Annotated in this window: 15 protein-coding genes; 9 read left to right on the plus strand and 6 right to left on the minus strand. The window is 36.1% G+C overall.

From position 1 onward, the window contains the following. Positions 1–85: 85 nt before the first annotated feature. The 4 genes from helD (at position 86) to rpoN (ending at position 5,892) form a co-directional block, all read left to right on the plus strand. On the plus strand, positions 86–2,377 hold the full coding sequence (helD, locus tag AC3B7A_RS05700; RefSeq protein WP_489755171.1) for an RNA polymerase recycling motor HelD: 2,292 nt from the start codon (positions 86–88) through the stop codon (positions 2,375–2,377). A gap of 81 nt (positions 2,378–2,458) precedes the next feature. Then, positions 2,459–2,851 carry a PTS sugar transporter subunit IIA gene (locus tag AC3B7A_RS05705; protein WP_489755172.1) on the plus strand — a complete coding sequence of 131 codons (393 nt, stop codon included), beginning with the start codon at positions 2,459–2,461 and terminating at the stop codon, positions 2,849–2,851. A gap of 305 nt (positions 2,852–3,156) precedes the next feature. Then, on the plus strand, positions 3,157–4,335 hold the full coding sequence (locus tag AC3B7A_RS05710; protein WP_489755173.1) for an MFS transporter: 1,179 nt from the start codon (positions 3,157–3,159) through the stop codon (positions 4,333–4,335). Positions 4,336–4,602: 267 nt separating this feature from the next. Next, entirely contained in the window at positions 4,603–5,892 is a 1,290-nt protein-coding gene (gene rpoN / locus AC3B7A_RS05715) for an RNA polymerase factor sigma-54 (protein WP_489755174.1), read from the plus strand. A 341-nt stretch (positions 5,893–6,233) separates the two neighbouring features. Here rpoN and AC3B7A_RS05720 read toward each other — a convergent pair whose 3' ends face one another. From AC3B7A_RS05720 to AC3B7A_RS05745, 6 genes are all read right to left on the minus strand, one after another. Continuing rightward, positions 6,234–7,430, minus strand: coding sequence for an MFS transporter (locus tag AC3B7A_RS05720; RefSeq protein ID WP_489755175.1), 1,197 nt, complete (start codon positions 7,428–7,430; stop codon positions 6,234–6,236). A 229-nt stretch (positions 7,431–7,659) separates the two neighbouring features. Continuing rightward, positions 7,660–9,123: a GH39 family glycosyl hydrolase gene (locus AC3B7A_RS05725; protein WP_489755176.1), complete on the minus strand. Its 1,464-nt coding sequence runs from the start codon at positions 9,121–9,123 to the stop codon at positions 7,660–7,662. Between the two features lie 75 nt (positions 9,124–9,198). Then, on the minus strand, positions 9,199–10,413 hold the full coding sequence (locus tag AC3B7A_RS05730) for an MFS transporter (RefSeq protein WP_489755177.1): 1,215 nt from the start codon (positions 10,411–10,413) through the stop codon (positions 9,199–9,201). A gap of 433 nt (positions 10,414–10,846) precedes the next feature. Then, positions 10,847–12,259, minus strand: coding sequence for a glycoside hydrolase family 1 protein (locus tag AC3B7A_RS05735; RefSeq protein ID WP_489755178.1), 1,413 nt, complete (start codon positions 12,257–12,259; stop codon positions 10,847–10,849). Beyond that, positions 12,259–13,560 carry a PTS sugar transporter subunit IIC gene (locus AC3B7A_RS05740; RefSeq protein WP_489755179.1) on the minus strand — a complete coding sequence of 434 codons (1,302 nt, stop codon included), beginning with the start codon at positions 13,558–13,560 and terminating at the stop codon, positions 12,259–12,261. Before AC3B7A_RS05740 ends, AC3B7A_RS05735 begins: the two co-directional genes overlap by 1 nt. Before the next feature lie 301 nt (positions 13,561–13,861). Continuing rightward, complete coding sequence (locus tag AC3B7A_RS05745) at positions 13,862–14,872, minus strand: AraC family transcriptional regulator (protein WP_489755180.1); 1,011 nt, start codon at positions 14,870–14,872, stop codon at positions 13,862–13,864. Between the two features lie 182 nt (positions 14,873–15,054). Between AC3B7A_RS05745 and AC3B7A_RS05750 the strand changes: the two genes are divergently transcribed. The 5 genes from AC3B7A_RS05750 to AC3B7A_RS05770 all read left to right on the plus strand — a co-directional run bounded on the left by AC3B7A_RS05750 (position 15,055) and on the right by AC3B7A_RS05770 (position 24,136). Next, positions 15,055–16,758 carry a glycoside hydrolase family 3 protein gene (locus AC3B7A_RS05750; protein ID WP_489755181.1) on the plus strand — a complete coding sequence of 568 codons (1,704 nt, stop codon included), beginning with the start codon at positions 15,055–15,057 and terminating at the stop codon, positions 16,756–16,758. 264 nt (positions 16,759–17,022) lie between these two features. Then, on the plus strand, positions 17,023–19,836 hold the full coding sequence (locus AC3B7A_RS05755) for an alpha-L-rhamnosidase (protein WP_489755182.1): 2,814 nt from the start codon (positions 17,023–17,025) through the stop codon (positions 19,834–19,836). Continuing rightward, the gene (pgmB, locus tag AC3B7A_RS05760) at positions 19,833–20,489 is read left to right on the plus strand and encodes a beta-phosphoglucomutase (protein WP_489755183.1); all 657 of its coding nucleotides are present in this window, start codon (positions 19,833–19,835) and stop codon (positions 20,487–20,489) included. The genes AC3B7A_RS05755 and pgmB overlap by 4 nt, the downstream gene beginning before the upstream one ends. Positions 20,490–21,059: 570 nt before the next feature. Beyond that, positions 21,060–22,508, plus strand: a complete 1,449-nt coding sequence (locus AC3B7A_RS05765) for a DUF8451 domain-containing protein (RefSeq protein WP_489755184.1) — start codon at positions 21,060–21,062, stop codon at positions 22,506–22,508. Positions 22,509–22,741: 233 nt separating this feature from the next. Continuing rightward, positions 22,742–24,136 carry an amino acid permease gene (locus AC3B7A_RS05770; RefSeq protein ID WP_489755185.1) on the plus strand — a complete coding sequence of 465 codons (1,395 nt, stop codon included), beginning with the start codon at positions 22,742–22,744 and terminating at the stop codon, positions 24,134–24,136. Positions 24,137–24,142: the final 6 nt, after the last annotated feature.

Raw genomic sequence — 24,142 nt, forward strand, 5'->3', positions numbered from 1 at the left:
ATACTGTTATTTTGGTCAAGGGTATGCTAGAATATTTGACTAAATATTTAATCATTAATTCATAAACTTGGGGATAGAAATTCGTATGACAAAACAAACTGCAAAGCAGCAAGAGCAAGCACATTTGAATCAAGTTGTGCACCAGATTAAGCAAGCTGAATTAAAGTTAACGAAAAGTATTGCAACTGCCAAGGCTGATATTAAAGAAATTGATCGCACATTTGGGGATGATGTGCATATTGGTCTAGGTGATGATTCAATTTCGATGGCGGGGGCTTTATCAATTCATCAACAGCAACAAATGCTAGCGGAACGTAACAATGCTTGGCAACGTTCACGTCAACAGTTAGGTGTGTTGCAAAAATTGGAACGAAATCCATATTTTGCGCGCATTGATTTTCGAGAGTTACCGGCGGGTAAACCAGAGTCGATTTATATCGGTTTAGGATCTTTTACTGATCGGAATGATCATTTTTTAGTTTATGATTGGCGTGCGCCTATCTCTTCGATTTACTATGATGGTGACTTAGGCCAAATTAGTTACCAAACGCCCGATGGCGAACAAGCGGTTGATGTACAGTTAAAGCGGCAGTTTATCATTGAAGACGGACAAATTAAAACCCTGTATGATACTGAAGAAACAATCGGCGATCAAATGCTTTTGGAAGTTTTAGATGAAAAAGCTAGTACCAAAATGCGCGGGATTGTGACGACTATTCAGCGTGAACAAAATCAAATTATTCGCGATACCACCTCGGATTTATTATTTGTTCAAGGTGCCGCTGGCTCCGGTAAAACTTCCGCGATTATGCAACGGATCGCATATTTATTATATCGTTACCGCAAAAAATTAACTTCTGGGCAAGTGTTAATGTTTTCACCGAACATGTTGTTTAACGATTATGTTAGTCAAGTTTTACCAGAAATGGGCGAGCAAAATATGGTGCAAATGACTTATTTGCAATATGTTGCTCGGCGCTTGCCGCATTTACAGTTACAAACTTTATTTGAACAGTTTGAACAAGCAACTAAACAAGCCAAACAGCCAGTTGCCGATTTAATGACCGATTTAGAATTTTTTAAATTAGAAACTAATTATGCCCGGATTTTGGGCAGTGGAGGCGTGTATTTTCGCGATTTAAAATTTAGGCAGCGCGTCTTAATTTCTCAAGAAAAAATTGCTGAAATTTATTATAGTTTTGGCCCACAGTATAAATTAATTAACCGAATTGATGCGACGCAACAGAAACTATTGAAACTTCTTAATCAACGCTTAGGTCAAGAAATGCGCAAAAAATGGGTGCAAGAAACGATTGAATCTTTAAGTCAAGAACAATTACGATCCTTGTATGATTACCCTGACCAAGAATTTAAAAATAGTGATGCGGAACAAAAATTTTTGGCACGCAAGATTGTAATCCAGGCTTTTAAACCACTGGCACGTAAAATTCAGCATAACAATTACATTAATATTACGGCTACTTACCAAAAGTTTTTACAGTCAGTGCCTCAATTATTAGATTTAAGTAAATTTCAGATTACAGCAGAACAGTGGCAACAACATTTACAAGAGTTTAAACAAAATTTAAACGACCAAAAAATTACAATTAATGATATTTCACCATACTTATATTTATATGATTTAATTACCGGTTATCATGGAGATACGAGTATGAAATTTGTCTTTATTGATGAAATTCAAGATTATACGCCGTTTCAATTAGCGTATTTAAAGTATAGTTTTCCGCGCGCCCGTTATACTATGTTAGGCGATTTAAATCAATCAATTATGATTAAAGATCAGGGCAATGTTTTGCTCAAGGAAATTACCAAATTGTTTGATGCTGATAAAACTAAAGTTGTTCAGTTAACTCATTCTTATCGTTCGACTAAGCAAATTACTGAGTTTACCAAAGCCTTATTAACTTATGGTGAGACAATTACACCATTTCAGCGGGACGGTGATTTACCAAATATTAAAGTTACCGCTGACCGGGCACAAATGTTCCAAGCTGTTAAGCGGCAACTAGAGCTGAATCAACAAAGTAATTATGTTACGGCCATCATTACGCGCGATTTACAGCAAGCCCAACAAGTTTACCAACAATTAAAAGCGACGGAACATGTGACTTTGATTCGTTCTGAAAATCAGCGTTTAGCTAGTGGTAATATTGTGATTCCTGCTTATTTAGCTAAGGGATTAGAATTTGATGCGGTTATTATGTGGAATACTAGTGCGGGGGTTTTTCAGGCGGATGAACGACAATTAATTTATACTATTGCTTCGCGAGCTATGCATCGTTTAAGTGTTTTTGCGATGCACCAGCTGGATCCGATTGTAGCTCAAGTTCCACAAAACTTGTCCCAGCAAAGTTAGTTGTTTTGCATGCTTGCTTAATGTGTTAAACTGGTTAAGTTTGGTTAAGACTCAATTAATTTGAACCTGGGGGATTAAAAAATGCGAATGTTATTGATGAGCCACGGTCAGATGGCGATAGAAGCCTTAGCTAGTGCAGAAATGATTGTGGGACCAATTGACAACGTTTATGCTGTTGGTTTAGGAAAAGATCAAGGTGCAGCTGATTTTCAAAAGAGTGCCGAGGCTGTTTTGGAGCAAAAATTAGATGAAGACACTTTAGTAGCAGTTGATATCTTTGGTGGCACGCCATCAGATGTCGTTTTACGGATGATGGCTAAATACCCACGGTTACAAGTAATTAGTGGAATTAATTTAGCCATGATTATTGATTTTGTGAATCAATCAGCAATTACTGATGATATTGATAAACTGCAATTGTTATCAGCTGGTAAAAATGCCATCATTGATATTAGTGCGCAATTAAAACGTTAATAACGATTGTTCAAAAGTTTCCGATAAAGAACTAGTACTAATAACGAGCCTCCTTAAGTTAAAATTATTTTGACGGGGGCTTTTTTGTTAGCTAAAGCTAGTTTGGGGGTTAGTTGCAGAGAATTAAACTAACAGATTATTGATTTTAACTTGCCAAGAGAACTAATTACTAGTAAAGTTATTTTTGCTGTGCTTTTGAACAAATGGAACTGAAACAAGAATTTAATGGTAGATTCGCGAATTAACAAAGTTAAGTTCTGGTTTGTAGTGCAATAAAAGAATTAATGTAAAAGGGATGTTAGCTTTTGAAGAAAAAAACTTATTTCGGAATTGGCATCGGAATTATCTTAATCGCTGCCAATTTGCGGTTACCAATTACCATGTTGCCACCAATTTTACCTTGGTTACATGCTAATTTAGGTTTCGCTACTAGTTGGAGTGGCCTCTTAACCACTATTCCGTTGGTGATGTTTGCCTTGTTGTCGCCCTTAATTGCTAAATGGGGGATTAAATTTGGTCATGCTCGCGTTTTATGGTTCACGTTATTAACCTTGACAATTGGGGGTTATTTACGGGTCATTCCGAGCAGCTGGGTCTTATTATTAGGAACAGTCTTAGTTGGGATTGGTATTTCCGGCGGTAATGTTTTGTTACCAGCGGTTATTCAAGAATATTTTCCACGAAAATCAACGCTGTTAACGAGTTTATATACGTTTACGATGGGATTAGTGGCGTCAGCCGGCACTGGCTTAGCCGCACCATTAGTTAAGCAAACCAATTTAGCCACGACAATTGCGATTATGACAACGGTTAGCTTACTAGCCTTTTTAGTTTGGTGGGTAGTAGTACGGCGATTGCCTCAGAAAACGACGGCCGTTAATCAACAAAAAGTAGCCCAACCACCTTTAAGTAAGTATCGTTTAACTTGGTTTGTGACGTTCTTTTTTGGCACGCAGTCACTCTTATATTATTCTATGTTGACCTGGTTGCCCGTTTTTTGGAGTCATAATAGTTTTTCCACAACGCAAGCAGGATTATTGGCCACAATTTATCAGTTGTGTGGGATGCCAATGTCGTTGCTAATTCCGGTTTTAGCCGCCAGAAAACCGGGCATGTATACTAGTGTCGCGATTGTTGGTGGAGGCTTTGCTATCGGAGCCTTTGGTTTCTTATTAGTACCGCATAGTTTTATTGGTAACGTGATCTTAGCCATTGTTGCCGGTCTAGCTTCGGGTTCAGCTTTTAGTTTATGTATGGTCTTTTTCCAGCGTAAAACGAGTTCGGTTTATCAAACAGCAAAATTATCCGGCACTGCGCAATCAGTCGGCTATTTGTTAGCGGCCATTGGTCCGACTTTAACCGGAATTGTTGAAGGCCAAATTCACTCTTTTGGCCCAATCTTTGTTGTTTATGGTTTGTTAGGAATTTTACTATTAGTCAGTGGTGTGATTATTACTACGGAAAAACCGTTACCTAATAAATAATTGAAAATTTAATTGAGACTAAGGCGGGAGCAATTAGATTAAGCGGGTTCTGTTTTAAATGAACCGTGCGTTAATCATTATTGTGTTTTAAAAGTTAGCAGTTTTTACCTAAGGCGATTCAAACTTTCCATTCCAGTTCGAACTGGGAGATTGAATAACGTTACTGCGCAACTGTGAAGTGACTTTTGACCCCGCCTTTTTTTGTGTCTCAAAATTGGTTAAAATTAGGTCTTGTGGCATAATTAACACAAGGGGGGAATTTGTCACATGAGTTTACAACAAGGCTATCAATTGAATCAAAAGCAAATACATAGTTTAGTTTTAACGCAAACAATGAAGCAGTCATTATGGATGCTGCAAAGTAATTTGGTGGATTTAAATGAGTACGTTAAAGAACAAAGCTTAGAAAATCCGTTGTTTGATGTCAACCCCCGGTTGTCACAGAGTGAAATTAGTTTAGCCGCTGAAGTGAATCAGACGAACAACCAAGTGACCAGCATTTATGATTACTTACTGGAACAAGTGCGTTTGACAATGCGTCCGACTAAATTGCAACACGTAGTGATTGCTTTAATTATGGAACTAGATGAACATGGCTACTTATTGTTAACGGACAAACAATTACAGGAGCAATTACAAATTACGCCCGTAGCATTAGCAGATGCCAAAGAGTTGTTGTTTAACTTAGATCCCCCAGGCGTGGGAGCGCAAGATTTGCGCGAATGTTTGCTGTTACAAGTGCGCGCATTGCCGGTATCTTCAAGTCGCCAGTTAGCAAAAGTGATGTTGCAAGATTATTTTGAGCAGGTTGTTGCGCACGACTGGCAATTTATTGCCCGTGCTTTGCAGGTAGAGTTGACTGCCGTGCAACAAGCTTTTATTTTAGTTCAAAAACTTAGTCCCTATCCCTATGTCAAAGCCAATTCTACGACGGAATATGTTTTACCAGAGTTATTAATCCAGCAACAAAATCAACGGCTAACTTTAAGCGTGACTAAATATGGTTATCCTAACTTAGTGTTTGTGCAAGAAACTTATGACGCGCTAAAACAGTCCACTGATCAAGCCGTGCAACATTATGTCAAACAAAAGTTACAAGCTTATCAAAGTTTGCAACAGAATTTAAATCGGCGTTTGGAAACTTTGAGTTTGATTGGTCAGCTGGTTTTAAGTGTTCAATATGACTATTTTTTAGATCCCCAGACACCATTAAAACCTTTGTTGTTAAGAGATGTAGCGCAAAAATTGAATTTGAGTGAATCCACAATTAGTCGCGCAATTAGTGGCAAATACCTTCAAACAGATACAGGCATTTTACCTTTGAAAAATCTGTTTACCAAACGCAGTAGTCTGCACTCAGACCAATCAGTTGATCAAGTTTTACAGCAAATCAAGCAAATTATTAACCAAGAAGATGTTAAGCATCCGTTAAGTGACCAAAAGATTAGTCAGTTATTAGCACAACAAAATCAGCCTGTAGCCCGGCGTACGGTAGCTAAATATCGGCAACAATTAGGTATTGCGCCAGCCAGTAAGCGCAAAAAGATTAGTGGGTAGTAATTGACCCAGATCATAATGAAGCACTAAGATAAGTAGTAACTATTAATTTAGGAAATAAGGTTGAGATAAAAACATTCTAAGTTTAGTGGTGGATAGATGATTCGACGGAATTATTTATTCACCACTTTTTGTATAATTAAAATTGATAAGTCAGAGGTTATTTGGGTGCTGGACGCTGCAGTAAAAACTAAAATGTTATGATTGCTTTGCAATGATTTTGATGATTTAGAAACACAATAAAAAGCTTCTAGTAATTAGATTTTAACTAACTATTAGAAGCTTTTATGAATTAGGTTTTTCTTGATGTTAAGCATAACCCTGTGCTTAATTAAGAATGATTATTCTGCTACTGTTTGTTTTGCCTGTTCTTTTTCAATAACTTTACCCATGCGAGTAAGTAATAATAGTAAGGCAATGACACCGCACATGACAGTAGCAGCAATGAATGAAGCATTGCCCGCTGGGATTTTAATTGCGGCTAATAAAATTGGGGCAATCATTCCAGCAATTGAAGAAATAAAAGTGTTCATGGAAATAACCACTGGAAATTGTTTTTGATCTGCCAAGATTGATAATTCAAACTGAATAGTGGCGTTGACCATCACGATTCCCATGCCAGAAAACATATTTCCTAAGATGTGGCAAACTGGATTGTGGAAAAAGATCACAAAAACATATGATAAGGCAAAGGCCACGAAGCCGAAGGCTAAAGTATTAGATTTGGTAACCTTACGAATGTATTTCAATAAGAAACCAGTTAAAATACCACCGATATTACCAATCGCGGTAATTAGTCCTGTATAAGCAGTACCGCGTCCTTGAGAGGCTAAAGCAATCGATTGATTGGACATAAAGATCATTAACGCTAAGGAAGTAAAGAAAGTTAAAATAATGATCAAATAAATATGCCAGTTTAAGCTTTTAAATGACTGCCAAAAACTTTGCTTTTGACCCTGATTATCTTTAGTAGCTGTAATTTTGGTATCTTGTGGAACCAAGAACCAAACAATTAGTAAGACGACAAAGGCTAAAGTATAAACCCAAAATAAGTTATGCCAGTTAGAACCACCTAAAAAGCCACCTAAAGCTGTAAAAATCATCATTCCTAAGTTGTTAAACCCAACAGACCAGCCCATGACACTAGCTCGATCTTCACCTTCAAAATGTTCTTGTAGCAAAATAGGACTAACGTTACTGATTAAGCCAGCACCACAACCTAATAAGACCATACAGGCAAGAATTAAGTTTAGACTATTGGGATAAAATAAGGGAATGACACCACTGATTGCAACAAATAAGACGGCCATCAAGCCAATATTTTTGCGGGTCATTTGATAAGTTAACCAAGTAAATAAAATTGTGGCAACTAATTGGCCTAATTGAGAAATAGAGCTAACCATTTGCACTTTGGAAATTGGTTCATTGGGGAAAGATTTAGCAATGGCCGCAATGGCAGAACCAATGATTGATCCGGTCATTAGTAGTAAGTTCATACTTAAAATGCCGATTGCTAAAGTTGTTTTTTTTCGATTCATGTGTTGAAATCCCTTCTAATATTATGAGCTATGTAAACTCCTTAATTATCATATAAGGTGTTAATCGCTTTCTCCATATGTAAAAAATGGTAATTGTATGTTGATTTCTTAGATATTATTTAAAAAACTTAAAAAAATCAAAAAGATAAGTTAAAAAATAATGATAAACAAAAAACCTCCATAATTGAAATTGCTAATTCAATTTGGAGGTTTTGATCGAGATTAATTTTTAAAAATAATGTGGCAAACTGATGAAGAAGCACGCATGTGGAGCTAATGTCAATTGGATTTGACCATCATGAGCAGTAATGGTTTCAGTTTGTAGTTGTGATGCAGTCTGTAATTGTTGCAATTGCTCTGCAGTAAGATCTTTTGGTGAACCAAGCAGTTGCCAAATCTTTTTAGCATTGGCGTGATTATCATCTATGCGTTGTAAAAGACCTTCACAGTCCTTTTGAATAGTCAATTGGATTTTAACTTCTTCACTAGCAATTGGCTGATCAGGGACATTGTGATTATAAAGTACTAACTGCAACTCTGAGCCCTTTTTAACAGCTAATAATTCAACCGTTGGACTATCTGAAGAAGTAACTGCTAAACGTTCGGTGCCTAAGTGATGGAAGATTTCAAATAAACGATAAGCTGGTTTAGCAATGCCAGCAGTAGTTTGTAGGCCAAAACCACCGTGAAAGACACCTGGTTTTTGCGATTGTTCTTCAAAAATATCAGAGAATGTCCAAAATGAGTAACCTGTGACCAACCCATCATTATCTGCTAAAGTTTTAGCAATCATGGCAGCGGCATAAGGTTCATCATGAATGGCGTCACCTAACATTGCAGAAACATTCCATTCCGTGTAATACAATGGTAAACCTTGGGCTTCTTGGTGAGCAATCCGCGTCATTTTTTGGAGTACGCCCCGCCGATATTCCGTTTTTTGCCCCCCTGTTTGCTTGAAGAATTCATCAATCTCCATGCCACTTTGCCATAAGGGATCATCAGTCGGGTAGTGATGGGAAGAAATAAAGTCGAGTGGAACTTGGTTTTGGTGACAAAAATCAACCATATCAGCAATCCAAGCGTTAAAAGAGGTTGCGGGTCCACCGATTTGTAAATGTGCATCAATTTTCTTAATAGTACGCGCCGTTATCTCATATAAATGAAAATAATCTTGTTGATTGCCTGCAAAAAACAAGGGCAAATTAGGTTCATTCCACACTTCAAAGAACCAAGACTCCACTTCGGTTTTGCCGTAACGATCAATAATGTGATTGGTAAAACGTTGAATGAGTTCTTCCCATTGTTCATCATGAGCGGGCATGGAGTTATTGCCACCATAGGCAAAAACTCGACCATCGCCCGAAGCTAAACAAGTCGGCATGAAACCTAATTCTAAGAAAGGTTTCATATCAATACTCAAGAGAAAATCAATGATTTTATCAATATTAGTAAAATTGTAGACAATTCCTTGCGACTGACCATCAAAGCCAAAATTTTCAATACAGACACTCATTTCATCATCGAATAGACCGTGGAAACGCACGTATTTAAAACCAAGTTCTTGATGAGCTTTAGTTAGTTGAGCTTGATAGTCAGCCCGTAAAGCAGTATAGGCGTGACAACTACCAACGCATAGTTCCCAGTAATGGGGAAAGTTTGTTACTTTTGTTGAATCAATTTGAAACTGAACCATGATAATTAAAACCTCACTTATGTTATTAGTTATTGATAATTGGTACTTTATAAGACTACTTGTTTAACTTAATCTTTAAGCATCTTTTTGAGCGGCTGTTTTAGCTTGACTGATTTTTTCAACTTTAGTACCAAAGCGTGTAATAATTAAAATAGCGGCAACAATAATGGAAACAATCATGCCTGCGATAAATGAATTGTAACCAGGTTTAATCTGTAACGCAGCTAATAAAATAGGCACAATCATGCCTGCAATAGAACCTAATAAAGTATTAATCGAAATGGCAATGGTAAATTGTTTTTGATCAGTTAGAATTGACATTTCATAAGGCGCCGTAGCGTTAACTAACACAATCCCCATCCCAGAAAAGGCGTTGCCAATGATGTGCATCACAATATTAGAAGAGAAGATGATGCAGACAAATGAGAGGGCAAAGGCAACAAAGCCCCAAGCAATCGTATCATTCTTGGTTAACTTACGAATGTATTTTAAAAAGGCGGCTGTTAAAATACCACCAACATTGCCTAAAGCTGTGACCATACCAACATAAGCAGTACCTTTATTTTGGGCGGCTAAAACAATGGATTGATTGGAAACGAAAGTCATCATGGCTAAAGATAACATGAAGTTAATGATGTAGATAATATAAACATAACCATTTAAACCTTTTAGTAAAGACCATAGACCAACTTTTGACTGAGTCTCTTTGGAATCTTTGGTAGTTGCAGATAATTTAACATCTTGTGGAATTAAGAAAAAGGCCAACACAAAGACAATTAAGGCTAAGCCGTAAACCCAGAATAAGTTCCGCCAGTTTAAACTACCTAAAAAACCACCTAAAGCGGTAAAGACCATCATACCGACATTAGTAACACCGGCAGCCCAGCCCATAACGGTGGCTCTGGTTTCACCTTCAAAGTTTTCTTGTAATAAAACGGGTACTAAATTAGTGATGGTACCGGTGCCAAAGCCGACCAAAACCATACAAGCTAAAATAATATTTAAATTACTACTATAAACTGCTGGTGCCATTCCTGCTAAGGCCACGAGTCCGACAGCTACTAGTCCTAAGTTTTTACGAGTCATGACAAAAGCTAAATAAGTAAATAATGCAGTGGCAATAATTTGACCTAACTGTGGAATAGAACCAATTAATTGGACTTTGGAAACCGGTTCACTAGGAAACGATTTGGTAATCGCGGCAATAGCTGCACTAGCAGTGGTGCTGAGCATTAGCAATAGGTTCATACTTAAAATACCAACGGCCATTGATAGTTGTTTTTTAGTCATTTAAATTTCTCTCCTTTGCTTTGTTTACGCTTTCAGTGACTATTTCAAGTATAAGATTGAAATTATGCAGTTGCTATATCGAAAAAACGGATAAAATATATTCATTTCCTATTTTCAAAATAATATTTTAAATTCGGTGCTAGTTGGCTTTCCAGATTATAGTTTCAATAAAAAAATGACAATAATACGATAATTAGATCAAACTACCTTGATAGAGGTCAAAAAATTATTTCAGCGGTTTCTCTGATCCTGAACGGCGCAAGCAAAATATTAAAGTTGCTGATGGCTGGAATAAAAGTCGTTTAGTATGCGAGTGCCTTTTTCATGGCAAAAAAAGAGGCTGAGACAAAAGACTAATGTTCGTTTGATTTGTAATAGATACGAACATTAATCTTTTGTCCCAACCTTGAACTATCATTGTCAATGACAATGATTAATCCATAGTTTTTATATTTTTGGCATTAGTGGCAATGACTTTTTGATAAAAATAATAACTATCTTTGGGATAACGTTTTTGTTGTTTTGCACTAGAATTATCGCGGTCAACAAACACTAGACCGTAGCGTTTATCAATGCCATCATGAACACTGATTAAATCAAGAAAAGACCAGGGATTAAAGGAAATCACGTTGACGCCGTCTTTGATGGCTTCGCGCAGTTGATAAATATGATCGTGTAAATAATGGACCCGATTTTGATCATGAATTTGGCCATCAACACCAAGTGTTTCTTTTTCTGACCAGCCACATTCGGTAATCATAATAGGGATATTGGGAAAACGATCGTTAACTTTTTGTAGAGCGTAGCGTAAGCCTTGCGGATCACAAGAAAAATCCCAATCAGAATTTAGTAAACGTTTATCTTGAACTTTTTCCACGCCAGCAATGACGCCATCTAACATTTTGGGATTAGCCTGCTCATTTAATTTAAAAATACTAGTTGAGTACCAATTTAATCCTAAAAAGTCAGCTCGTCCGGCTTGAAAAATGGCTTCATCTTCCACCTTAGTTTGTAGCTTGATGTGATTATCTTGTAAATAGCGTAAATAATAACTGGGTAATTCGCCTCGTAAGGCAATATCCATATCAATATAGCCAATAAAATCTTCTAATTGTTTACTTTTTAATACGTCACTGGAAGTATGATCGTATGGTAACGTAGTCATATAAGACACAGCGGGGCCAATTTTAGCAGTCGGTAACATTTGATGACATAATTGGTAAACCTTGGCTTGAGCCAAAAACATATTGTAGTTAGATTGTTCACCTTTTTGTCGTAAATCTTGTGGATTTTCAGCTTTGACACCATTCATTGTCGGCACATTGGCCAGTAAAGATTGTTCATTAATAGTGAGCCAATAATGAACACGGTCGCCAAATAGTTGAAATAAGGTCTGGGCATAGTTGTAAAAATCATCAATACATTGGCGATTGGTCCAACCGTTATATTGGTCAACCAAGCCTTGTGGTAAATCAAAATGAAACATGGTCACAATCGGTTCAATTTGATTTGCTATTAATAAGTTAATTAAACGATTATAGAAATCTACTCCTGCTTGGTTATATTGTTTATCATTACCTTGGGGAAAAATTCGGGCCCAGCTAATGGAAAAACGGTAACTCTTTAGGCCTAGTTGAGCCATCAATTTGACATCTTCTTCTAGGTGATGATAGTGATCAACTGAAACAGAAGTGTTTAAATATTTACTTTTTTGTGAACGTAAATCAGCAACAGTGACCCCTTTGCCATCTTCTTGACTAGCACCTTCCACTTGAAAAGCAGAAGTACTGGCACCCCATAAAAAATCTGCAGGGAAATCTTGCGGTAATTTTTTTAAAATAGTCATTATTTTTCTCCTTGAGCATGGGCTTCTTGAACTTCAGCAGCCACAGCTTGTTGATCTAAGATTTTGAAGAACGGTAAATAAAGTAAAAACATCAAAACAAAATTAATTAACCAAATAACAATGCCTTGCCAACCCATAATTAAAAAGTCTGAAATGATTTTAGGCATTGTCCAAGGCATACCGAGACTCAATGTTGGATTATACATCGTAATAAAACCAATTTTAACTGCTCCGATAGCAATTAAACCAGAAATTAATGATGATAAAACAAAGGGAATAAACAAGAGGGCATTTAAAACGATTGGTAAGCCAAAAACAATCGGTTCATTAATGTTAAACAGATTAGGAATTGAGGACACTTTAAAGAATTCTTTATAGCGTTTGGATTTACCAAAAATTAAGCCCGCTAAGACCAAACTTAGTGTAGCACCAGCAGCATCATTGTTGGAAAAAGTGAACGCTACTAAGTTTTGTAAATAAGGAATGGTCTGGCCTTTTTGAAAAGCTGGAGCACTCGCCACCATCATGGAAATTACGATTGGCATCAAAACTGATTGGATGGCTGCAGGATGAACTCCAAAGAAGAATAATAGATTGGATAAGGCAATGACTAAAATAATAGTCCAAGCAGAACCACCGACGTGTAACAAAGGCGTCGTAATTAATTGATTGACAAAGTGGAAGACGTCTTTGTATGGTGTATAGCTGAAACCAGCACCGACAATAAAGACTAATGTAAAAATAATGATTCCAATAATCAAGGGCTCAATAGAAGAGCTGACCATGCTGGGGACTGAGTCGGGCAATTTAATTTTTAAACCTTGGACTTGGTTTAAGCGCACGTATAACATGCTGATTAAAATAGCTAAAATAATAGCAACAATAATTCCTTGACTACCCATGTACTGCATTTCAAAAGCGTTGACGGTACTTTTGCCGTGCCCCACACTTTGGGGTGCTAAAACAAAAAAGCTAGATAAACTAAATAAACCGGCAATAACGCCATTGGCTTTGCTCTTTTGTGCATAACTATAAGCAATACAAAAAACAATAAAGACGGCCAAAATATTCATTGAACCGTTTACGACGGCGTTCATCGGTTGCGTAATTTTTAAAGCATTAAACCAGTTGCTGACACTCTTGATCGGAAAACTAGCTAAAATGGAAAAGACTGAGGCACCAATCGTAATTGGCAAAGTCATGACCATACCAGCGGAAATGCTTTGTAAAATTTTACTTTGACCGATTTTGTTGGACAACGGAACCAAAGTCTTTTGTAAGATTTCTTGGAATTTATTCATCAAACTGACTCCTTTTTTTATCAATAATGGATTCGATTTCATGAATAGTATATGCAGGATATGAATTAAATAACTAGATTGAAAACTAATAATATTTATGTTGATTTCTTAGTGATAAATCAACATAAATTAAAAATTACAATTTTAATATCAATAAAATTAACTGATAAACTGAACATTTATGCTGCTGAATTTGAAGATGCCGAGGGTAGAAAAAATTAATTTTTCAGAATAAGAACTTTAATCTTATTATTCCAGGCGCTACTTAATTTATGAAAGTGAGCTTGTTCTCAGCTTTTTATTATTGATTATTTTTACGATAAACAGCTGGTGAAACACCCAGGATTTTTTTGAAAATTTTGTAAAAATAAGAAGGGTTTTCATAACCAACTTCGCTAGCGATAGTTTCAATGGGCGCCTTGGTATAAATTAAATATTCACCAGCAGTATTGACTCGTTGTAAGTGCACTAGTTGAATAAAGGTTTGACCAGTTTCTTTTTTGAGATAAGTTGATAGGTAATTAGGATTAAAGCCAAAATATTGAGCCATTTGATCTAAAGTAATGGTGCGAAAATTATTTTCAATGTAGAGTAACAAAGATAGTAAGTTAATTTGCGAATCTTTAACTTTCATAGCTTGAGCTTTATAATGATAAGCCTGGCGAATTAAGCGTGAAAATAAAGCTAGAATGTCAAATCGGATAATTTGGTGTGATTGAATATCATAGTGATAATATTCGTCAATAATGTCATAAATGTTGTTGACGATTTTAGGTTCATGTTGGACTTTAAACCAAACATAGCGTCCAGCGCTATAATTTTCATTAGAAAGTAATGTAAATAATAAGTTGGAAATATTAGAACTAGTGCCATTACGGTGCAAAAAGTTTAAGTCATTCAGAGAAAAAGCCGAACTTTTTAAGGCAATATTAACGACAATATCATTGGAACCAATGGGTTCAACTTTATGTGGAGTATGATTACCTACGAATAAAACATCTTCGCAATTCAGCTGCACCTTTTGTTTTTCTAAATAGACGGTACAGCCACCTGCTAAGGGAATCATGATTTCAACATAATTATGGAGGTGATAAGGAATATAGGAGTTCACTGGCTGTAGTGAAATTGTAATCGCATTCAAATTTAAGACGAGATCGTCAGAGTAGGTTTCAAAAAATTCATATGTGGGTTCGTCAATAACTTTGCCGACTTTTTTAAGCATACTACCTTGTTGGGCAAAAGTTTTTGAGACTTCATCCCAATCGCGTGGATGATTTTTTGTACGTAAAATTTTTAATAATTCAGTCTTCACGATAAGTCCCCCAATGTTAGGATCTTTTACTTTAATAATAAACTATTTATCAAAAAAGCACATTGACTTTTTGATTATCTATGAAATGAACAGATGACTTATACCTTTTAGCAATAGTGTCAAGAATTTATCTTCGCTAAAATGAAATCGATACAAGATTGTAATCTAATGGAGGTTAACAAATGGTAAATTTAACGGCAAAACCATATAACTTAACGCAAGAACAAATTACTTATTTAAAGCAAAAATTAGCAACAATGAATAATCAAGAAAAAATTGGGCAATTATTTTTTGTCATTGGTCCCGATGAACAAGCCACTGATTTAGCGGCCTTTATGAAGAAATATCAACCCGGTGGCATTATGTATCGTCCTGATCAAGCTGAAAAAATCAAGCGTGAATTAGCTACTGCCCAAACTAACAGTCAGATTCCATTATTAACAGCTGCCAATTTGGAATCTGGTGGTAACGGTTTAGTGAGTGAAGGAACTTGGTATGGAACACCATTGCAAGTGGCTGCAAGTGACAATGCAGATAATGCTTATCAATTAGGCAATGTTGCTGGTAGTGAAGCTCATCAAGTTGGGGGCAATATGTCATTTGCACCAATTGTTGATATTGACAATAATTTTCGCAATCCGATTATGAATACGCGGACTTTTGGTAGTGATCAACAACGGGTTGTAAAAATGGCGCAGGCGCAAATTAAAGGTTTAGATGAAAACCAAGTAATTCCTGTGATCAAGCATTTTCCTGGTGATGGGGTTGACGAACGTGACCAACATCTGGTTAGTTCCGTTAATTCTTTGTCAAAAGAAGACTGGATGAATTCGTACGGTCAAATTTATCATCAGTTAATTAATGATGGTGTTCCAGCAGTGATGATTGCCCATATTATGCAACCAGCTTGGGAAAGAGCCTTGGAACCAGGAATCAGTGATCAAGATTTACGACCCGCTTCTAGTTCAAAACTATTGATTGATGGTTTATTACGTGATGTTTTGCAATTTAATGGTTTAACAATCACTGATGCAACGCCAATGATTGGTTATAATGCAGCAATGGCTCGAAAAGATTTATTGCCAGCAACCATCAATGCAGGCATTGATATGATTTTATTTAATAAAAATATTGATGAAGATTATGCCTTTGTTACCCAAGCCGTGGCAGATAACGTTATTACTCAAGAACGTTTGGATGAAGCAGTAACTCGGATTTTGGCTACTAAATTAGCCCAAGGAATTATGAATGTCCAGGGTCAATTTACAGCTCAAGTGCCCGCAACAATTGATTTACAATTAGAACAACATCACCAAGCAGCGCAAAAGTTAGCTGATCAATCGGTGACATTAGTTAAAGATCGTGATCAGTTGCTACCAATGACGCCAGAAAAATATCCGCGGGTGCGCTTAGTGGTATTAGGCGATAGCGATGATGGAGGGTTTAAAGAAGGTGGCAGCGTCACTGCTAGCTTACAAAAACAATTAGAACAACGTGGTTTCAAAGTTACTCTATTTGATCAAAAGCACTTAGACTTCCACGAAGTTTTTGACGAAGGTGTGGCCGATTTAGAAGAAAAATTTGATTTGGCTTTATATGTTGCTAATGTCGAAACTGCCAGCAACCAAACGACAACTCGTTTAGATTGGGTTCATTTAATGGCTGCCGATGCGCCGTGGTTTATGAAATCTATTCCGACAATTTTTGTTTCAACTGCTAATCCATATCACTTGTTTGATATTCCAAATATTTCCACTTATATCAATGCTTATACCGGTAATGAAGAAACCATCCAAGCAGTATTTGATAAATTAATGGGGCAAAGTGAATTTAAGGGTATTAATCCAGTTGATCCGTTTTGTGGTGATTTCTCAACTAGATTATAAAAATTAAGCTGCGCACAAGGCCACTTGGACGTAAGTTGTTGCTTTTGTGAGCGCAATTTAACAATCCATGACAATAAGTAATCAGTCAGAGAATTAGTTTTTGAATAATTTCAATAATAATTCAGGTGTTAGCTACTTGTTTTTAGTTTGATCAATCTGGGGAATTTAGCAATTAAAAAGTTGACGTTTCAGTGTTGATCTTGGCAGCGTGTAACTAATTTATTAAAACCTAAAAATATTTTTTATCAGTAAAGGAGGATTTCGATGGAAATTGAGAATGTTTTGATTAATCATTTATCACAACCATTGGGCTTTGATTTAAGCAATTTACGAATTGAATTTCAATTACAAACAGTTAGTGAATCAGCGACAGTACAAAAACAGTTATTAATTTATACACCAGATCAACAAGTTTTTTACGACAGTGGTTGGCAAGATTTTACTAATAATTATTTTGCAGTTACTAAGTCTTTGCAACCGCGCACTCGGTATGAAGTTGTAATTAATGTGCAAACTGCCAGTCAAACTGCTACCAAAACAACTTGGTTTGAAACTGGTAAAATGACCGAACCTTTTGCTGCCCAATGGATTGGTAATTCTAACCTGGATCTGCAAAACACGTTATTACGACAAAAAGTTGAATTAACTAAGCCACTCAAACAAGCTCGCCTTTACATTAGTGGTTTAGGTTTATATGAGACTTATATTGACGATCAAAAAGTAGGAACTGAGTATTTAGCACCAGGAGTTACTGCTTATGATCAATTGGTTCAAGTTCAGACTTATGATGTGACCAAAGTTTTAACAACTGGGACACATGAGTTATTGATTTCTTTAGGCGATGGCTGGTATAAGGGTAACTTTGGTTTTGATGGTGGTAGTGATTGTATTTATGGTGATCGCCAAATGGCTATTGCTGAGTACCACTTAGACTATGAAGACGGTAGCCATGAAGTTATTAAAACGGACGCTCAATGGCAAACAACTGCTGGCCGTATCACTAAATCGGCAATTTATTACGGTGAAGATTACGATGCGACAAAAATAATTACTGATTGGCAACCAGCAGTAGAGATCGACCATACCAAGGAAATTTTAAAAGATCGCTTGAGTTTGCCAATTACAGTGCATCAACGCTTAACGCCACAATTGATTCAAACACCAGCGCAGGAACAAGTTTTAGATTTTCAACAAAATCAAGCCGGTTGGTTGGAGTTTTACAATCGTGAACCTAAAGGAACAAAAATTACTTTTGAAATGGGCGAAATCTTACAACAAGGTAATTTTTATCGGGATAATTTACGGGAAGCTCGCGCTAGTTTTACCTATATTTCCGATGGTCAAGCTGGCTGGGTGCGGCCGCACTTTACCTATTTTGGTTATCGTTATGTCAAAGTTACTGGTAACACTAAGCCATTACAAATGGCTGATTATCAAGCAGCAGTTTTATATTCTGATATGCCCGAAACTGGTTCGATTACTACGAATAATGCTTTAGTTAATCGATTATTTGACAATATTGTGTGGAGTCAACGCAGTAATTTTGTTGATGTGCCGACCGATTGTCCACAACGAGATGAGCGTTTAGGTTGGAGTGGTGATGGTGAGATTTTCTCCGAAACGGCCGCTTTTAATATGAATGTTTTTGCCTTCTTCAAAAAATATGCGCGTGATATGGCCATTGAACAACGCCAGCACGATGGTATGTTACCAATGTACGCCCCGGCTATGGGTCAAGGCGATGGTGGTTCAGCAGTTTGGGCAGATGCTGCGACGATTATTCCGTGGAATATGTATCAGGCTTATGACGACTCGGCTATTTTAAAGCAAAATTATGCAGAGATGAAGTCATGGGTTGACTGGATTAGCGCACATACTACGACACCTAATTTATGGACAGGGACGTTCCAATTTGGTGATTGGTTAGCCCTTGATGGTGAAAATCCAGCCAAACCAACGGGGAAAACTGATGAAGATTTTATTGCTTCGGTTTACTATTACTATTCGGCAAACATTGTAGCGCAAACGGCACAGCTATTAAACCAAGCCGCTGATGCTGATAAATATCAGACTTTAGCGCAACACATTAAGCAAGCTATTCAACAAGAATATATTACAGCTAAGGGACGCGTGGCGATTAACTCACAAACAGCTTATGCTTTAGTCTTGTATTTTGATTTAGTGACACCCGAGCAAAAAGCCCATGTCGTTAGTGATTTAGTACAACGTTTGAAATTAGATCATAATCATTTAACAACTGGTTTTGTGGGAACACCGTATTTATGCCAAGCGTTATCGGCTAACGGTCAACATAAATTAGCGACGGAAATCTTTTTAAACGAAGATTTTCCTAGCTGGCTTTATGCAGTGAACCTAGGTGCCACAACTGTTTGGGAACGTTGGAATTCAGTTCAAGAAGATGGTTCAATGAATCCGCAAGGAATGAATTCTTTGAATCACTATAGTATTGGGGCCATTATGCAATGGGCATACAAATACTTGGTAGGTTTAACTGATCATACTCCAGGCTTTAAAGAGTTTACATTTGCCCCTCAATTTGATTATCGCTTAACTGATGTTCAAGGCCGTTATCAAAGTTCTTATGGTGAAATTAAAATTCACAATCAGGTTGAGACTGATGTCCAACACACAATTAAGATTGAATTGACGATTCCTTTTGGTGTAACAGCCCAAGTCCGTTTACCACGGGCTAATGGTCAAACCGTGCAAGTTAACGATCAACAATTCAATGGTGGTGAATTTGACCTAACAGCAGGAACTTATCATATTAGTTATCAGCCAACTACGGATTATATTGAGCGTTATCAAGCCCAAAGTCCGATTAAGGAAATTATGGCTGATGAAGAATTAGTAGCCCAAATTGCGGCTATTGATCCAGTTCTTGATTTCTTTAAACAAAATCCTAATGAAGTAGCTGGTGGGATGGGCGATATGAATTTAACCGAAGTTAGCGTAACTTTCCCATTCATTAATATTTCTGATGAGCATTTACAACAAGTGAATCAATTATTGGCGAAGACGCCAATTTTAAGTGAACGAAAGCAGGGTAAACAATGATTCAAGGAGCATTATTTGATTTAGACGGTGTCATTGCTGATACGTCGGTATATCATTTTCAAGCTTGGCGTCAATTAATTGCCAACCATTTTCAAAAAGAGTTACCAGCTAAATTAGAGCAACAGACTAAGGGTGTGAGTCGAGCCGATTCATTAACAGCCATCTTAAATTATTTACAAATTGAAGTTAGTGAAGCTGATTTTCAAGCCATGATGGTTGAAAAAAATGATTTATACTTGCAATCACTGGAACAATTACAACCAAGTGATACGTTGCCTGGGATTGTAGAATTTTTAAAACAATTACAAGCTCATAATGTAAAAATTGCTTTGGCTTCAGCTAGTCGTAATGCTCCCGTAATTTTAGATAAGTTACAACTAACTAACTATTTTGCGGCCATTGCTGACCCTGCTAAAGTTAAGGCTGGTAAGCCAGCACCTGATATTTTTCTAGCAGCAGCTGCGGGAATTAATGAAGATCCTAAAAATTGTATTGGAATTGAAGATTCTATTGCTGGCATTCAAGCAATTAATGCTGCGGGGGCTTTTTCAGTCGGCGTTGGTGCTGCTGATGAATTGAGTGCTGCTGCTTTATTATTGCCAAGCACATCTAAGCTTGATTTAATGATGATTGAACAACAGATCAATAATTAACAAAAGTATTTATTAATCAAAATAAAAGATTGTGACCAAAATTGCAAAGAAGTTGAGTATTAACTTTGTTCCACACTTACTTTCGTGCTGGAACGGAATTCAACAAAAACTTCTGATCTTTGGAGCAACATAAAGAGAAATGTTCGTATTTGATACGGGCATTTTTTTGTTGCGGCGTCTTATTTGTAGTTATAAGACCAATTATTAATTCTGAAAATGACAATGATGAGTTAGTGTTCGTCGGGATTGTGCAATACTGAGTATTAATCATATTATGATGCGAACTGAAAGTTTTTTTGATTTCGGGGAGGTACATCGGTTAATCAATTTTTCATTCTTTTTTTGTTAAGTTAATTTTAAAAATAGTAGTTGGAAAAAACGGAGTATATAATAATATTAGTGACTTATTCGAAAGCTGTTTTTTTATTGAGATTGCAAACTTAACTATTTTTTCCGCAGGTTTTCTGCAGGTTTTTTTTATAAACCTTGATATGTAGCCAATTTTTCTGCAGGTTTTTAATTAGGAGTTAAGGTTATGCTTATCTTTGCTTCTGATGGAAGGAGATATTCTTGAATTATTTACGAAAATTACCTATGGAAGATGAACATTTAGAGTACAAGGAGTGTAGTGGTGGTAAGGGGTATAAAAGTCAATTTCCAAATGAAGCTTGGCATAGCATTTCAGCATTTGAAAATACTGATGGTGGAGTTTTAGTACTAGGAATTAAAGAAAATGTTCAAGATCATAGTCATGAAATTATTGGCGTGAAAGATAGTCAAAGTGTGTTAGAACAATTTTGGTCAGCTATAAATGATAAAAAATTGAGTTACTCAACTATCAAAAATGAAGATGTTAAATTAATACCTATTAAAAATAAGGATATGCATATTATTGAAATAACAGTTAATCAAGCTCCGGATAATAAAAAACCGGTTTATTTAGGAAGGGATGCAACTAGAACTTTTATTCGTAAAGGACCCAATGATTACCGGGCAGTAGGAGAAGATATGCAATCTTTATTAAGACTAAATAGGGGAAATTTAGATACAAAAGTGTTGAAGAATTACTCGTTAGAAGATTTGGATATGGATTCAGTTTTAGACTATAGAAAAAATCTTATTGAGAGACGTGGTTACGAAAATTATAAACAATTGAATAATGAAACCTTTCTAAAAAGAATTGGTGTTATTGGAAAAGATTATGAAGGTAGTGGCAAATTTGGAGTTACTGTAGGTGGCTTATTATTCTTTAGCAATAATGATGCAATTATACATACCTTTAATAATTTTCAATTAGATTATTTTGATAAAAGTAATTTAGATCAAAATCGATGGTCAGATCGAGTCTCTTCTGTTGAGAATAATTTAAATATTTATAGCTTTTTTAAACAAGTAGATCAAAAACTTGTAGCTACACTCAATAATGCTTTTACAATGGAAGGCTCACAGCGAATAAATCCTAACTCAACAATGAAAATGGCTTTACGTGAAGGTTTAGTCAATATGTTAATGCACGCTGATTATTACGGAAATACACCTATCATCCTAAATAATTATATTGGTTATTATGAGTTTATTAACCCTGGCAAGATGAAAATACCTAGTGATGAATTTTTTACCACTAATAATACTGAAAATCGAAATGCTATTATATCGAAGCTATTTGTTCAAGCTGGATATGGCGAACGAGCTGGACATGGTGGGGAAAAAATTAAAGAAGCAGCAGACGAAAATAATTATGCTTTACCACAAATTGAAACTAGTAATGAAAAGACTATTTTAAAGATTTGGAAGGTAGAATACGCTAGCACTTTAAATGATAAAAAAATATCTAACCGAGAGAAGGAAGTTATCAGAGCTATTACTAATTCCGATACCCATACTTTATCGCATAAGAGAATTGAAGCTGTAACTGGGGAAACAAGAACCAAAGTAACAACAACTTTACAAATCTTAGAAGAAAAAGGTATTGTTTCAAAAATTGGAAATGGTAGGTCAACAAAGTATAAAGTTAATTGATTTTTTGAGATTAGTTACGAAATTAAAACAATTTACTCTTAATAATAGAATTCGTGGACCTTTAATTTTAAAATGAAATATTTACAGTTTAAATTAGCTGTTTTTAATGTTACAATTTCTAATTGTACTCTAGTAGAAGATTTTCAATTAGAGAATCAATTAAATTAGAACCAGTTTTTGCATTTAGATAACTTATTAGTTAAAATGTGATAATTATTGTTTGGAGGAGTTCCATGGAGCAAAAACAAGAGCAACGGTTAAATAAATCTTTATCACCTCATCAAATGCAAATGATTGCTTTAGGCGGAACTATTGGCGTCGGCCTTTTTATGGGTTCAGCTTCCACTATTAAATGGACAGGTCCATCAGTTATGTTAGCTTATGCTTTAGCCGGTGGAATTTTGTATTTAGTGATGCGGGCATTAGGCGAGATGCTTTATATTGACCCGATTACTGGTTCATTTGCAGATTTTGCTACTGAATATGTGCATCCTTTAGCTGGATACTTGACTGCTTGGAGTAACATTTTTGAATTCTTTTTGGTAGGAATTAGTGAGACTATTGCTGTGGGGCAATATTTACAGTTCTGGTGGCCTCATTTTCCCGGCTGGATAGCGGGGATTATTGTGATTGTTACTTTGGCTTTAGCCAATTTAGCTTCAGTTAAAGCTTATGGTCAATTGGAATCATGGTTTGCCATGATCAAGGTGGTCACGATTATTTTAATGATAATTTTAGGTTTATTGGTGATTTTCTTTGGTTTAGGTAATCATGGTCACCCCGTTGGTATCAGTAATCTCTGGTCACACGGTGGCTTTTTTACTGGGGGCTGGAAGGGATTTTTCTTCTCGTTGTCATTAGTTATTGCGTCTTACCAAGGTATTGAAATTGTTGGTATTACTGCGGGAGAAGCTCAAGATGCTCGTAAAAGTATTGTTAAATCGATTCAATCATTAATTTTTCGAATTTTAATTTTTTACATTGGCGCGATTTTTGTTATTGTTGCTATTTATCCGTGGAATGAATTAGGCAAAATTGGCTCACCTTTTGTACAAACTTTTGCTAAAGTGGGGATTACTTTTGCGGCGGAAATTATTAATTTTGTGGTCTTAACGGCGGCTTTATCTGGTTGTAATTCCGGTATTTTTAGTGCTAGTCGAATGTTATATACATTGGCACAAAACGGCGATGTTCCGCAATCGTTAACAAAAATTTCTAAACATAAGGTTCCTTATTGGCCAGTAATTTTAATGTCAGGTGGCATTTTGCTTGGTTTATTACTAAACGATTTTATCCCGCAAATGTTGCATTTGAAAACTAATCCTTTTGTCTTAGTTTATGGAGCTAGTGTTTTACCAGGTATGATTCCATGGTTTGTTATTTTAATTAGTCACTTACGTTTTCGTCAACAAACTGATCCGCAGATTTTACAAAAGCATCCTTTTAAAATGCCGTTTGCTCCTTGGAGTAACTACATTGCTTTGTTAGGTCTAATTGTAACTTTGTTCTTTATGTTCGTTAATCCTGAAACTCGCATCTCGATTATTATTGGGGTTGGTTTTGAAATAATTATGGCTTTAATTTATGTGCTACGAAACCATGGTTTAACCGTTAAAAATAAATTTTAATATAAA

The sequence above is a fragment of the Bombilactobacillus sp. ESL1202 genome, assembly GCF_058107125.1.